Annotated in this window: 15 protein-coding genes; 9 read left to right on the plus strand and 6 right to left on the minus strand. The window is 37.0% G+C overall.

What is annotated here, in order from left to right; all coding sequences use genetic code 11:
- Window positions 1–28 precede the first annotated feature (28 nt).
- Window positions 29–1027, minus strand: a complete 999-nt coding sequence (locus tag GM552_RS07820; protein WP_155565985.1) for an enoyl-CoA hydratase/isomerase family protein — start codon at window positions 1025–1027, stop codon at window positions 29–31.
- Between the two features lie 108 nt (window positions 1028–1135).
- Between GM552_RS07820 and GM552_RS07825 the strand changes: the two genes are divergently transcribed.
- Window positions 1136–2191 carry an acyltransferase gene (locus tag GM552_RS07825; protein ID WP_155565986.1) on the plus strand — a complete coding sequence of 352 codons (1056 nt, stop codon included), beginning with the start codon at window positions 1136–1138 and terminating at the stop codon, window positions 2189–2191.
- Window positions 2192–2245: 54 nt separating this feature from the next.
- On the plus strand, window positions 2246–3253 hold the full coding sequence (bioB, locus tag GM552_RS07830) for a biotin synthase BioB (protein WP_155565987.1): 1008 nt from the start codon (window positions 2246–2248) through the stop codon (window positions 3251–3253).
- A 50-nt stretch (window positions 3254–3303) separates the two neighbouring features.
- Here the strand turns inward: bioB and GM552_RS07835 are convergent, their stop codons facing one another.
- On the minus strand, window positions 3304–5526 hold the full coding sequence (locus GM552_RS07835; RefSeq protein WP_155565988.1) for a cation-translocating P-type ATPase: 2223 nt from the start codon (window positions 5524–5526) through the stop codon (window positions 3304–3306).
- Window positions 5527–5635: 109 nt separating this feature from the next.
- Here GM552_RS07835 and GM552_RS07840 point away from each other — a divergent pair, with 109 nt between their 5' ends.
- Window positions 5636–5827 carry a heavy-metal-associated domain-containing protein gene (locus GM552_RS07840; protein ID WP_155565989.1) on the plus strand — a complete coding sequence of 64 codons (192 nt, stop codon included), beginning with the start codon at window positions 5636–5638 and terminating at the stop codon, window positions 5825–5827.
- A 37-nt stretch (window positions 5828–5864) separates the two neighbouring features.
- Here the strand turns inward: GM552_RS07840 and GM552_RS07845 are convergent, their stop codons facing one another.
- From GM552_RS07845 to GM552_RS07855, 3 genes are read right to left on the minus strand one after another with little or no spacing between them, the layout of a single operon-like run.
- Window positions 5865–6497: a phosphoribosylanthranilate isomerase gene (locus GM552_RS07845; protein ID WP_155565990.1), complete on the minus strand. Its 633-nt coding sequence runs from the start codon at window positions 6495–6497 to the stop codon at window positions 5865–5867.
- A gap of 4 nt (window positions 6498–6501) precedes the next feature.
- Entirely contained in the window at window positions 6502–7203 is a 702-nt protein-coding gene (gene pyrF, locus GM552_RS07850; protein WP_155565991.1) for an orotidine-5'-phosphate decarboxylase, read from the minus strand.
- Between the two features lie 52 nt (window positions 7204–7255).
- The gene (locus tag GM552_RS07855; RefSeq protein ID WP_155565992.1) at window positions 7256–7648 is read right to left on the minus strand and encodes a LapA family protein; all 393 of its coding nucleotides are present in this window, start codon (window positions 7646–7648) and stop codon (window positions 7256–7258) included.
- Window positions 7649–7841: 193 nt separating this feature from the next.
- On the opposite strand from GM552_RS07855, the gene GM552_RS07860 reads away from it, so the two are divergent.
- The 6 genes from GM552_RS07860 to GM552_RS07885 all read left to right on the plus strand — a co-directional run bounded on the left by GM552_RS07860 (window position 7842) and on the right by GM552_RS07885 (window position 12419).
- On the plus strand, window positions 7842–8141 hold the full coding sequence (locus GM552_RS07860; RefSeq protein ID WP_155565993.1) for a hypothetical protein: 300 nt from the start codon (window positions 7842–7844) through the stop codon (window positions 8139–8141).
- Between the two features lie 77 nt (window positions 8142–8218).
- A complete protein-coding gene (locus GM552_RS07865; RefSeq protein WP_155565994.1) occupies window positions 8219–8722 on the plus strand; it encodes a protein-export chaperone SecB in 504 nt (167 codons plus the stop codon).
- 26 nt (window positions 8723–8748) lie between these two features.
- The gene (locus GM552_RS07870) at window positions 8749–9351 is read left to right on the plus strand and encodes an NUDIX hydrolase (RefSeq protein ID WP_155565995.1); all 603 of its coding nucleotides are present in this window, start codon (window positions 8749–8751) and stop codon (window positions 9349–9351) included.
- 68 nt (window positions 9352–9419) lie between these two features.
- Window positions 9420–10730, plus strand: coding sequence for a dicarboxylate/amino acid:cation symporter (locus GM552_RS07875; RefSeq protein ID WP_155565996.1), 1311 nt, complete (start codon window positions 9420–9422; stop codon window positions 10728–10730).
- A gap of 51 nt (window positions 10731–10781) precedes the next feature.
- Window positions 10782–11651: a bifunctional methylenetetrahydrofolate dehydrogenase/methenyltetrahydrofolate cyclohydrolase FolD gene (folD, locus tag GM552_RS07880; RefSeq protein WP_155565997.1), complete on the plus strand. Its 870-nt coding sequence runs from the start codon at window positions 10782–10784 to the stop codon at window positions 11649–11651.
- A gap of 174 nt (window positions 11652–11825) precedes the next feature.
- Window positions 11826–12419 (plus strand): hypothetical protein, encoded by a 594-nt coding sequence (locus GM552_RS07885; protein ID WP_155565998.1) that lies wholly within the window; start codon window positions 11826–11828, stop codon window positions 12417–12419.
- Window positions 12420–12455: 36 nt separating this feature from the next.
- On the opposite strand, the gene GM552_RS07890 is transcribed toward GM552_RS07885, so the two are convergent.
- Complete coding sequence (locus tag GM552_RS07890) at window positions 12456–12959, minus strand: lytic transglycosylase domain-containing protein (protein WP_155565999.1); 504 nt, start codon at window positions 12957–12959, stop codon at window positions 12456–12458.
- Window positions 12960–13014 lie beyond the last annotated feature (55 nt).

Below are 13014 nucleotides of genomic sequence, written 5' to 3' on the forward strand. Positions count from 1 at the left end.
AGAAAATGACTAGATATTTTTATTAAATTCAATAGTCAAAACAGGAATTAATCTCGGACTCTGAAATTGACGCCTGATTCCATCTTGGGTTATGATCCTTGTCAATAATTGCAGCCCTCACCCCTTCTAAAAAATCGGCCCGTTGGATAAGATGACTAATTAACAATAAATCGCGTGTTAAAACAGCTTCTTGAGTTGGTAATTTCAAATGCCAAGCTCTATAAGTTACCTCTAAAGAAAATGGACAAGCTTTTAATATAGTTTTAAAATCACATACGGCCCAATTATATTTACTTTTTCGCAATTTCTCAATAATCTTTGCTACAGAAGAAGCTTGATAAATATCAGCAATTTGTTTTAAAGTTTTATTATCAAATTCATAGGATTGCTTATATGTTGAAAGAAAAAAATTAATTTCATTTGGCTGTAATTCTGTTAATTTTTGTAAAAAAAGTTCTAATTCACTTGAATAAATCATATAATCTGCAAACCCCAACTTAATAGCAGTGTTACCATTAAAACGTTGTCCCGTTAACATAGCCCTTAATCCAGAAAAACCTGGAGCATTTTGAAATAAAAAAGAACTACCTGCATCTGGGGTTAATCCGATCATCACTTCTGGCATTGCTAAAATAGAACGTTCAGTAACAAAACGATATGTAGCAAACGCTCCTAATCCTATACCTCCCCCCATGGTAATGCCATCCATTACTGAAATAATGGGCTTAGAATAATGTAGTATATAATTAGCTAATACATAATTATATTTAAAAATTTCTAAACCTTTTTGTCTTTTACCTGAACGAACTAAATCAGCAATTTTCCGAATATCACCACCAGCACAAAAAGCTCGTTCACTACTACTATTAATTAAAATAATATAAATACGCGAATCGAATTTCCACTTTTCTAAAACATCTAATATTTGATTTTGTAACACATCATCAATCGCATTCAATGCTTGCGGTCTATTCAATGTTAATACACCAACATAATTTCTTTTTTGTACTATAACTAAATTAGACACTTAAAATATATCCAACAAAAATTTATAATTATTCATAAATATTGATAACAATTTAAAAAAGTTTATAAAAGTTAATAGTTTGAAAGTATATTTTTATAAGGTTGCGTCATGGACTTACTCCATAAAAGAAATGTATCCCTTGATTGTTTTCGTGGAATTATGGCTTTATTTGTCGCTTGTGGACATTTTTTTTATTGGAACCATAAACCAATAATTCCTTGTTCTTTTGTTTTAGCTGTTGACTTTTTTTTGGTTCTCAGTGGTTTTGTCATTTGTCATTCCGTTTATCAAAAAAGAGAAAATTTTAACTCTATAAATTTTGCTTTTAAACGTTATCTAAGACTTTTTCCAGTATATATCGTTTGCGTAGTTATTTCTTATGTATTTAATATTTTTAATAATATCACTCAACCTAATTTATTTGATTGGTTTAAAATATTAACTATTTCAGAAATGATTCCCTTAAATACGCTTCACCCTTCAATACCTTTTGAACCAATAGGAATTTCATATACTATTTCAGCCGAACTTTGGGTTGGAATAATAATTTTTCCAATATTTGTAACATTACTAGATAAATTTACGCATTTGATATTTCCTGTTTTAATTCTAGTAATCTTATATTGTTTAATTGTATTAAATCAAACCTCTATAAACTATATGGATGCGCATCATAGGCTGTATAATTTATTTATAGATTATGCAATTATTAGATGTTTATTAGAATATTCACTAGGAATTCTTACTTATTTAATATTTATTAAGATTAATTTTAAACCAAACAATTTTATAATTTCTTTTTTTCAACTTTTTATAATTCTTTTATTTTCTATGATTTACTTAAAATTAAATTATAATAGAAATAATGAATTTATAGCTCCTTTTTTATTCGCTATATTTATCTATCTCTTATCTTTTAAAACTGGAATTATTTACAAAATAACTTCTAATAATTTTGCAAAATTTTTAGGAGATATTTCATATTCTATTTACCTAATTCATCCTATTTGGATAAATATCTGTTCAAAATATTTTCATTTACATACCACAAAAGGAATTAATATCGTCATTTATATATTTTGCATATTAACATCTGCATATATAATTTATCAATTTGTTGATAAACCTTGCCTACAACTTCTACGATACAAAAATAATACTTAAAACCAATTTTCAGTAATCTCGTAAAATTATTTATGATAAATTAAGGACTTATATATGCCGCTTAAAAGAGATTTCTCAACAACGATTTTTAATAATTTTCCGATTCGTCACGACTGGACCAAGGAGGAAATTGCTTCTTTGTTTCAGCTCCCGTTGCCCGAGCTTATTTACCAAGCACAAACTGCCCACCGATTAAATTTCGATCCAACACAAATTCAGGTTTCAACCTTGCTCTCGATCAAAAGTGGAGGATGTCCCGAAGACTGTGCTTATTGTCCACAAAGTGCAAAACATGAAGAAAAAATTAAGGCAGACCGTCTCATGTCCGTTGAAAAAGTGCTTGAAAAAGCACGAGCTGCCAAAGCGGAAGGTGCGACACGTTTTTGTATGGGTGCCGCCTGGCGTTCCCCGAAAGATCACGATCTCGAGACCGTTTGTGCTATGATAGAAGGCATTAAAAATCTTGGGCTGGAAACATGCGTAACCTTAGGAATGCTTAATCTGGAACAAACTGAAAAACTTAAAAACGCTGGGCTGGATTATTATAATCATAATCTTGATACTTCTGAAGAACATTATGAAAAGATCATCTCAACCCGTACATATCAGGATCGTCTGGATACCCTCGCTTTTGTTCGTGATGCCGGTATCAAAGTATGTTGTGGGGGTATTCTCGGAATGAATGAAGATGAAGCAGACCGTGTCAGCATGATTGCAACCCTTGCCAATTTACCCAGACATCCGGAAAGCGTGCCTATCAATATGCTTATCCGCGTCAAAGGAACACCTTTGGGTAACGCAGACCCCATAGATCCCATTGATTTTATTCGTACAATTGCTGTCGCCCGAATCACGATGCCTGAAAGCTATGTCCGATTGGCAGCCGGCAGAACGGAGATGAGTAATGAAATGCAGACCTTGTGCTATCTGGCTGGAGTCAATTCTATTTTTCTGGGTGAACGTTTGCTAACCTGTCCCAATCCAGAAAAAAGCAGTGATTTGACCTTATTCAACAAATTAGGACTACAAATTGCCAACCAGCAAAACCGGGCCATATCCTAAATTAACAACACTACTATAAGAATTAAGATTTTGAATTTTGGAAATCTTATCTAGATTCTTGCTTTCCAGCGTAATAACCTTAAAGCGTTCATAACAACACATACGCTACTTAAAGCCATGGCTCCCCCTGCAATAGCCGGATTTAAAAATCCGAGCATTGCCAAAGGAATACCGGTAATATTATAGATAAACGCCCAAAACAACCCTTCCTTGATACGCTGACGAGTTCTTTTGGCAATATCCAACGTATCAGCGACCAATTCAGGATTATTCCGCATCAATACGATCCCAGCCACCTCGGCCGCCACATCCGTTCCCTCGCCCATTGCAATGGCAAGATCCGCCTCTGCCAAGGCCGGAGCATCATTTATTCCATCTCCAACCATGGCAATTGACTGATGATCGATACCCTTTGAACCATGTTTCTTGATAAACTGTTGTTTATCTTCTGGTGTCAGATTCGCTTTAACGTCATCTATTCTCAATATATTACCAATTTTTTTGGCGACAGCTTCATTATCCCCCGTCAACATAATTGATTGGATTGAATGCTCTTTCAATCGTCGAACCGCCTCTACCGAACCAGACCGTACATGATCCTCAAAAGCTACAATACCCAATAAACGATAGGAATCTTGCATCTTCTCAAGAAGCCAGGATAAAGTTGATGATCGAATTTCTGACGGCACATCAGGAATTTTACACCCATGCGATTCAACCATCCGCTGATTGCCCAATAAGAAAACCCGTTCTTTTATCTTTCCCATGACACCACGTCCCTGTTCTTTTATAACCCGGAATTCTTCTGGTTGTTTTAAAGAAATAGTATAAGAGGAGGCTTCAGATAGCAGTGCCTTTGCCAAGGGATGTTCGCTTGATAAAGACAAACTGGCTGCATGATAGAGAATTTCTTTTTTTGAAAAATCGGATAAGGAAACAATTGAAACGACTGACAGTTTTCCTTCTGTTAAGGTTCCTGTTTTATCAAATGCCACCTTTTTGACATGCACCGCTCTCTCTAAAGTTTCAGCATCACGAATTAAAATACCAGAACGAGCTGCTGCCCCGCATCCAGTGGCTAAAGCTGTCGGCGTTGCCAAACCCAATGCACAAGGACAGGCAATCACCAATACGGCAGCGGCATGCATTAACCCTATTACAAAAAGACCGTTTATCAACCACCAACCCAGAAAGGTTAATAATGCTAGAATAATAACAACAGGTACAAAAATACTGCTTATCCGATCCACCATTTTTTGGATTGGCGCCTTGGAGGCTTGTGCATTTTCAACCAATTGGATAATAGCGGACAATCTTGTCTGTCTCCCGGTTTTTTCAACCTTAATTGATAAACGCCCATTATCATTTAATGAACCACCAGTAACTTTATCCCCAATTTTTTTCTCGATTGGCAGGCTTTCCCCAGTCAGCATCGACTCATCAACCGCACTTTCACCCTGTATGACCACACCATCACAAGGAATTGTTTCACCTGGACGAACAACAACCTGATCACCAACCATTAATTGATCGAGGGGAACTGATATTTCTTTGTCATCAACAAGTTTACAAGCTGTATCAGGACGCAGAGCCTGTAATGCCCTAATTGAATCAGCGGCTTTATATCTTGCCCGCTTTTCCAACCAGTGTCCCAGTAAAATAAAGGTTATAATCAATGAGGCGCTTTCATAATAAAGATCAGGCTCAACCTTGCAATAACCCAACAACCAGGAAAGCAATAAACATGTGCTCAGAATCCAGGCGGTACCTGAACCAAGTATCACCAGCAAATCCATATTTCCATTTCCTGATTTTACCGCACGATAAGCAGCAATATAAAATGGTTTTCCCAACCAGAATTGCACAGGAGTTGCCAATAAAAACTGAACCCAGCCTGGAAGCATCCAATGATGGTTGAAACCGCCAGCAATCATTGAACCCAATAATGGTGCGGAAAATAAGGCCGCGATAATCCAATGATATAAATCCTTTTCATCACGATCCCCATTCAGGTTGATAGCTGCATGACCGGGATCAAGCCATTCCGCATGATAACCAGCCTTTGTGACAGCCGTCTCAATCTCAGCAATTAAATTTTGTTGTTGGATAGCTGGTTTAGGAATTACCCTGGCCTGTTCCAATGTCAGATTCACATTGACATCTTCAACTCCTGCAACACGCTTAATGACTTTCTCAACACGTCTGACACAAGATGCACATGTCATTCCACGAATTACAAAATCAATTTCTTTATTTTCCAATGCTGCAGACATGATCGACCAATCCTACACTTTATCGGTATGCAAATAAGAATTAGTATAAAATATAAAACATGCTATAATAATCAACTTTCATAGTCATTAACTAAATAGGATTTTCATCATGAAAATATATCATGTCGAAGGAATGACATGTCAACATTGTGTCCACGCTGTAAAAGAAGCCGTTGAAGCCCTTCCAGATGTTCAGGAGGCCAATGTCGACTTGAAAACCGGAACATTAAAAATCACCGGTTCGGTCAATGAGAATGAACTCAAAAAAGCGATTGAAGAGGAAGGATACACACTCTCTTGAAATAATCCCATAATGGGCATTTCAGGTTCAATAATAATTATTCGCAATTATATTCTTGTCTGGCATTTTTTACAAAATGTTGAATTAGGATTGGATCCTTTTTCCCCAATACAGATTCAACCCCTGATGAGACATCAATTGCCTCTGCACCTGACTGCTGAATGGCTTCTTGCACATTATCGGGCGTTAATCCACCTGCCAGCAACCATGGCTTTGCCGGATTCCAGTTTTTAGTCAGGGACCAATCAAACTTGCGTCCATTACCGCCCGGTCTTGTATCCGATTCATAAAATGGCGCCTCAATCACTATTCCATCAACTTGGCAAGGTTCAAGCAAATCATCACGCGTTTTAACCCCCTTTGCCAACCAAACTGGCAGACCGATTTCCTCTCGAATAATTGCCGCCTGCTTGTCAGAACAATAAAGTTGCAGAATATCCAGCCGAACCTTGTCAAGAATTCTTTTTATATCATCTAATTTTGGCCTAACAAACAAACCAACCCTTAACAGACCTTCCTTACCATAATCAGGCAACTGTCTCGCTTGGGTAACAGATAAAAAACGCGGAGATGCTGGATAAAAAACCAATCCCACCCAATTGACCCGTAATTTTAACAATAAATCACAAGTCGCCGTTTCTCTTACACCACATATCTTGATAGAAACCATAAAATTAATCTTGTAACTGACAAATGATTTCCTCAGCAACCTGTTGTGGATTAGCTGACTGTGTTATTGGCCGACCCACTACAATCCAATTTGCACCCGCCTTATGTGCCAACGCGGGTGTCATGATTCGCTTTTGATCATCTGTTTTGGCATTTTCCAACCTTATTCCCGGCACCACCAATACAACTTTATCTCCATAAATCTTACGCAAAGTTGCAACTTCCTCAGATGAACAAACAAGACCATCGACACCAGCGTCCAAAGCCATTCCTGCCAGTTTCATTACTTGTTCAAGAGGTGTCGTATGAAGATTTACACTATTTAAATTCTCCTGATCCATACTGGTCAGAACCGTAACCCCAAGTAATAACGGTTTCTGATTATCAGGAAAATTGACATCTATTGCCTTACGTGCGGCTTTAATCATGTCTTTTCCGCCCAACGTATGAATAGTCAACATGGCTGGTTTTACAGAAACCAAACTGGCAATTGCGGATGCAACGGTATTGGGAATATCATGCAGTTTCAGATCAAGAAAAACTTGCCGACCCCTAGCCAGTTTCCTTACCGCATCAAATCCGCAAGCGTAGGTAAACTCCATACCTATTTTAATCATTTGCCCTGTTAAATCAGCAATTTGAGCCCATTGCTCAGCCAAATCATAATCTTTTGTGTCAATCGCAAGAATCAAGCCGGTTTTTGTCATTATTTTTCTTAAGTGATCTATCAATTATTTATTATAATATGTGGAAATAAATCTATTCTTCTGAATTCTGTTGCGAAGGTTCAACCCCGGCAGGGGAAAAGGCAGACGTTGCTGTTGGAACTGGGGCCCCATTCTGTCCTGTTCCCTGCTGCGTTGTATTCTGTTGAGTCAGGGCTATATACTGGGCCCGCAATTCATTTAACTGTGTTTCCAAATCACGTATCTTCTGTTCTGCCTTTCTGGCTCTTTTCCATTGACTGACCAAGGAGGTGAAAACTGTTAAAGCTCCTATCGCAAAAGAAATGATTCCAGCCAGCAATACAATCATTCCAACAGAACTTTGCCAATTAGCAGAAAAGAAATTCATTGGCACAGGCGTCATATTTAACAAGAAAAAGATAATTAAAAGTACCAGGAATGGTACAACGATAATTAATCGCAACACGATATGATCTCCCTAACCCAACCATAATCAAACATTATGAATATGACCAGTATATAATACACAAACCCTTACATAAATAAGGAATTTTAATCCAGATAAAAAAAACATTTAAAATAATAATTTAAAAAAAACAAAAAATAACCATATAGTTATAAAAAGATAAATCGTTTTTTCTTATATAAATCAAAAAGCTATGCATGAAGTTGTTTCATTTAAAAAAATAAAGAACAAAATATGGGCCAACATTTTTTATATCGGAAACAAACGATACATCGCTAATATTTATCATTCTTATGAAAAAGCATATCAGGATTGTGAATGGCGGAAACAGGAAATTACTGCCTACAGACATTTACTAGTCAATCATGAACAACCCGTACCACAATATTTGACAATCCCGATTCACCAATCAGAGATTCCAAAAAATTGGCAACCTTTGCCTGTATTCGGTTTTTTGCTTTCCTCAAAAAAACTTTCAAAAAAAACAATTTGATTTTATAAACAGGTCTTTCGATTCAATTTATTAATAATTTTATACCTATAAATATTTAATTTAAAAGAGAATGCTCAATGTCTAATAAACAACATGAAGAAAAAACATTTTTTTTACCTATCATCCCAGTTAAGGATTTAGTCACCAACATTGAATATATTCGAGAATTAAACGTAAAAATTTTTAATACACCCAAAGTTTTTCTTAAGGTATCTCCAAAATCCGACATTACCGTAACCGTTAATGTCAATGCCCAGCAAATTGAAAAGGATTACCCCCAATTCGAAATTATCGTTATCCTAAATTGTACCAGCCAAAAACAACTTGAAGATGATGATGAACCAACTTCTATTTTTGAAATTGACTTACAATATGGTGCAGTTGTGACCCTTCCCACTTTAAAGGCTGCCAATATAGAAGAATTGTTGATGATACATGCTCCAGAATTATTATTTCCAGAAATTCGCAATATCATCCTGAATATAAGTCGCACATCCAATCTACCCTCTATTCTTTTGCAACCCATTGATTTCGCAGAATTATGGAAAGAAAAAAAATCCACCATGAAAAACAAAAATTAAGAAACCCTACAAAAATGGATACAACAATGCCCCAAAAACTAGACACGGACAAAAAAATTATTGGTCAAGCAGATCCAGGCGGGATTGTTCCGGAATCATCACGTATTGCCTATGAAAACCGTTGGCTAAAAATCCGTGAGGATATCATACGCTATCCCAACGGGTTAAAAGGCATGTTTGGTGTTGTAGAACGAAACGAATTCGCTGTTATTTTACCACTGCATATTAATAATGAGGGAATTAAAATAGTCACCCTTATTCGACAATACCGATATCCTGTGGGTAAATTTATGTGGGAACTGCCGATGGGAATGTGGGAATTAAAACCAGATGCCACCCCCGAGATGGTTGCTGCCGGAGAACTGGAGGAAGAAACAGGTTTGCGTGCCGCCAATATGGTACATGGAGGTATATTATATCAGGGGGCAGGCTATTCAACCCAAAAAGGTCACGTTTTCCTTGCCACTGATTTAACACAACATTCCCCGAAACGCGAAGAGACAGAACTGCATATGACCTGTCATACAATCCCGTTAACTCAATTCGAGGAAATGATTCAAACCGGACAAATAACTTGTATGGTCACAATCGCTGCATTCTGTTTGTTACGTAGTAAAAAATTAGTTTGACTCTCTCTTCCTTCGTTACCTAAAAAAAGATTTAATCGTGTAATTTATGACTTGAGGAAATATAAAGTATGGCAGAAACCCAGCTCCAATATAATAACCCTTCTACATCACGTACCTTTGTCAAACATGCGGTTACAATTGGTTCCACCATGATCTTGGGACTTGTTTTTGGGTTGATCTGTCATGCTTTTGGAGATGTTATTATCTATAAGTCAGCAAATGGCTCAATAACGTTATCAAATTTTATTCTGACCTTGTCTGAATTAATTGTCAATTTGTTTTTGCGCCTGATAAAGATGATCGTGGCACCTCTGGTTCTGGCCACGCTTATTGCCGGGATTGGGAACGTTCAAGATACTAAAACCATAAAAACCATCGGGATCAAGGTTATTTTTTGGTTTATCGGTGCCTCTATCGTTTCCTTGGGTGTTGGAATGCTTGCCGCCAATATCATCCAGCCAGGCAAGAATTTTACGCATAATTTACCACCTGTCTCTGAATCTCATGCAATTTATCATTTTGACCTTATTAAATTTACACTTCATATCGTTCCTGATAGTGTCATTGACGCAATGGCTCATAACGATATGTTACAGTTGGTTGTTTTCGCTGTCTTTTTCGGTTTGTCTTTAGCCGCTTTACCTGACAAACAATGTCAACTGGTAAGAGATGTAACAGATGGAGTAGGCAAAGTTATGCTGAAAGTCACCGATATGGTCATGATTATTGTACCATTGGTTGTCTTTGCTTCACTTCTTTCAATAGCAACCCGTAATGGATTACATGTAATTGAAAGCTATGGACTGTTTTTAATCGAGTTTTATGCTGTCATTCTCGTCATGTTCATTATTTTGATTGGAACTGGTTATTTCATGATGGGAAAAAAAGTGTTTAAACTTCTTCCATTCATAGCCGAACCTGTAATGGTGGGATTTGCAACCGCCAGTAGTGAGTCTGCCTTTCCAAGATTACTTGAACAACTTGAAAAATTCGGTGTTCCACCCAAAATATCTAGCTTTGTCGTTCCCTTAGGCTATAGCTTTAACCTTTGTGGAACCATGATGTTCATTTCATTTGCCGCCATTTTCATCGCACAAGCCTATGGTATTCATATGCCCATTGAAAAACAAATCATGATGCTCCTGGTCATGATGATCAGCAGTAAAGGCATCGCAGGAGTTCCACGCGCCTCAATGGTAATGCTCGCCGCTGTCATGCCAGGTTTTGGAATACCCGAAGCTGGACTGCTATTAATTGTCGGAATTGATCAGTTTCTTGATATGGCAAGAACTGCAACAAGTGTTTTGGGTAATGGAATTATTGCAGCAATCGCCAATGAATGGGACATCAGGGCAAACAATACAAAAGAAACAATATGATTTTATCTTTCCCCAAAACCAGTTGAATATAATAAAGGTCACTGATATCTTATGAAAACGCAATTAATTGATGGCAAAGGCTTTGCCGCAAACATGACCCAGAAAATAGCTCTGGAAGTCAAGCTGCTGCAGCAGGAAAAAAATGTAACCCCTGGTCTTGCCGTCATTTTGGTCGGCAATGACCCTGCCAGCGAGGTATATGTCAGAAACAAGACAAAACAGACACACAGGGTGGGAATGCGTTCGTTCATGCATCTTCTTCCTGAAACAACCACACAAGAAGAAATCCTGAATCTAATTGCAAGATTGAATAAAGATCCTAATATTCATGGAATTCTCGTACAGCTACCTCTTCCAAAAGGGTTGAATGCAGACACCATTATTCAGGCAATCACCCCTCATAAAGATGTTGACGGCTTGACAGCCTATAATACAGGAAAACTTGCGCTTGGACATAAAGACGGATTTATACCCTGCACCCCACTTGGATGTCTAATGTTATTGCAAAAAGAACTTTCCAGTTTGAAAGGATTACATGCAGTCATTATTGGAGCGTCAAACTTGATGGGCAAACCCATGGCACAACTTTTATTACAAGAAGGTTGCACTGTAACTATTGCCCACATTCATACACGCAATCCTGAAAAACTTGCCCGTCAAGCAGACATTCTTATTGTTGCGACTGGTTGCAGTGAGCTCGTTAAGGGATCATGGATCAGTGAAGGTACGACTATTATAGATGTCGGCATAAACCGTATCACGACAAAAGATAACAAGACCAAACTGATAGGTGATGTCGCTTTTGAAGAGGCTTTGGGTAAAGCTGCAAAAATTACACCTGTCCCTGGTGGTGTCGGTCCTGTCACTATTGCCTGTTTGTTGCATAATACATTACAAGCAGCAAGAAATACGATAAAATAATTTACACCAGAACTATTTCTTATTATAATTATTGCAATAATATAACAATAATTTCTTAAACCGCTTGATTAATATTAATAACTAAATCATTTAAAAGCGGTTTACAATTTATTAGATTGTTTTCTATAAACGAAACTAAAACTTGCTAATATAATATTTAAGTGAACAATTAAAATGACTGAAATTGATTTTCCCTCTTTACTGTTTGATTCAGCCTGGTATTTAAAAACCTATCCAGATATTGCAGCCGCCAATGCGGATCCTGTTGAACATTATCTGTTTTTCGGATTTCGAGAGGGAAGAAATCCTAACCGTTTTTTTAATACCACCTTTTATCTGAATACCTATCCTGACGTTGCCGCAAGCACTATTAACCCTTTTATCCATTATATAATGTATGGTGCCGCGGAAGGGAGATTGCCCAGGGCTTCTGATCAACCACCTATACCTTCTACAACGGTAAGCACGGAACTATCAACCGGGACCGATATTCCGTATATGGTTGCCACCGAACCCAACCCACAATCTAAATCTGAAATTAATTTAAGTTTTAAAATCAGTGATTCAGAACCTCCCCAGCAATTGCAAGATAAAAAAACTGCATCCTATGATAAATTAACCTTGAATGCCGTATCTGAGATTAAAACAAAATTACCAAACAAGAAAACGACTGTAAAACCAAAAAACTCATCTGTAGCATCCTCTCGAAAACGAAGTCCGAGAGTTAAAACTCAACGCGTAGCACATGGTAATAGTATAAGCGGATAGGCTGATTTTTGTATAAATTCAAAACTAGATAAATAATCAGTTTCTAACGGTTTTCTTTTTAAATTTTCTTCTTTTTTTTACATTCATTAAACGATGCTGATAAGGAGAGAGATATTTTCCAGCTTTTTTTCTCCTTATTGAAAAATTATTGTTCAAATAAGAGGCTTGAATGATTTGAAACTGATAATGATTGTTTAATTCAGGTGTATGAGAATGATAATTGCCAATCGCCTGCATTAAATTTCCATTTGTCTCTGCAAGATACAATTTAAGAATCGCCCCCGCCACGGCTATATTATAACAATTATCCTGTTTTAATCGTTGATAGATGACTTGACCGGTTTCATGCGTTGTTTCCATCAATGGAACAATCCAACGTGTATTGATCTGCATTACCCCCAAATCCTGCGTGCCATTCTTGTTATTGGAGACAAGATTAGGAGCCCCACCCTCCACACGTTGTATTGCCGGTAAAACAGAGGAAGGCAAATGATGAAACGCAGCAACCATCATCATACATTTTAAATATGTCGCAACCATCTAACTAAATTAACTTTATTCTATTTTATTTTTATATTAACAATTTAAACATTAA

The sequence above is a fragment of the Commensalibacter sp. ESL0382 genome, from assembly GCF_009725775.1.
In the GTDB taxonomy this organism is placed as follows: Bacteria; Pseudomonadota; Alphaproteobacteria; order Acetobacterales; family Acetobacteraceae; genus Commensalibacter; species Commensalibacter melissae.

Excerpts from the sequence above, each read along its gene's own strand:
- GM552_RS07825 (WP_155565986.1), top strand. The coding sequence starts at position 1,136 with ATGGACTTACTCCATAAAAGAAATGTATCCCTTGATTGTTTTCGTGGA.
- bioB (WP_155565987.1), top strand. The coding sequence starts at position 2,246 with ATGCCGCTTAAAAGAGATTTCTCAACAACGATTTTTAATAATTTTCCG.
- GM552_RS07835 (WP_155565988.1), bottom strand. The coding sequence starts at position 5,526 with ATGTCTGCAGCATTGGAAAATAAAGAAATTGATTTTGTAATTCGTGGA.
- GM552_RS07840 (WP_155565989.1), top strand. The coding sequence starts at position 5,636 with ATGAAAATATATCATGTCGAAGGAATGACATGTCAACATTGTGTCCAC.
- GM552_RS07845 (WP_155565990.1), bottom strand. The coding sequence starts at position 6,497 with ATGGTTTCTATCAAGATATGTGGTGTAAGAGAAACGGCGACTTGTGAT.
- pyrF (WP_155565991.1), bottom strand. The coding sequence starts at position 7,203 with ATGACAAAAACCGGCTTGATTCTTGCGATTGACACAAAAGATTATGAT.
- GM552_RS07860 (WP_155565993.1), top strand. The coding sequence starts at position 7,842 with ATGCATGAAGTTGTTTCATTTAAAAAAATAAAGAACAAAATATGGGCC.
- GM552_RS07865 (WP_155565994.1), top strand. The coding sequence starts at position 8,219 with ATGTCTAATAAACAACATGAAGAAAAAACATTTTTTTTACCTATCATC.
- GM552_RS07870 (WP_155565995.1), top strand. The coding sequence starts at position 8,749 with ATGCCCCAAAAACTAGACACGGACAAAAAAATTATTGGTCAAGCAGAT.
- GM552_RS07875 (WP_155565996.1), top strand. The coding sequence starts at position 9,420 with ATGGCAGAAACCCAGCTCCAATATAATAACCCTTCTACATCACGTACC.
- folD (WP_155565997.1), top strand. The coding sequence starts at position 10,782 with ATGAAAACGCAATTAATTGATGGCAAAGGCTTTGCCGCAAACATGACC.
- GM552_RS07885 (WP_155565998.1), top strand. The coding sequence starts at position 11,826 with ATGACTGAAATTGATTTTCCCTCTTTACTGTTTGATTCAGCCTGGTAT.
- GM552_RS07890 (WP_155565999.1), bottom strand. The coding sequence starts at position 12,959 with ATGGTTGCGACATATTTAAAATGTATGATGATGGTTGCTGCGTTTCAT.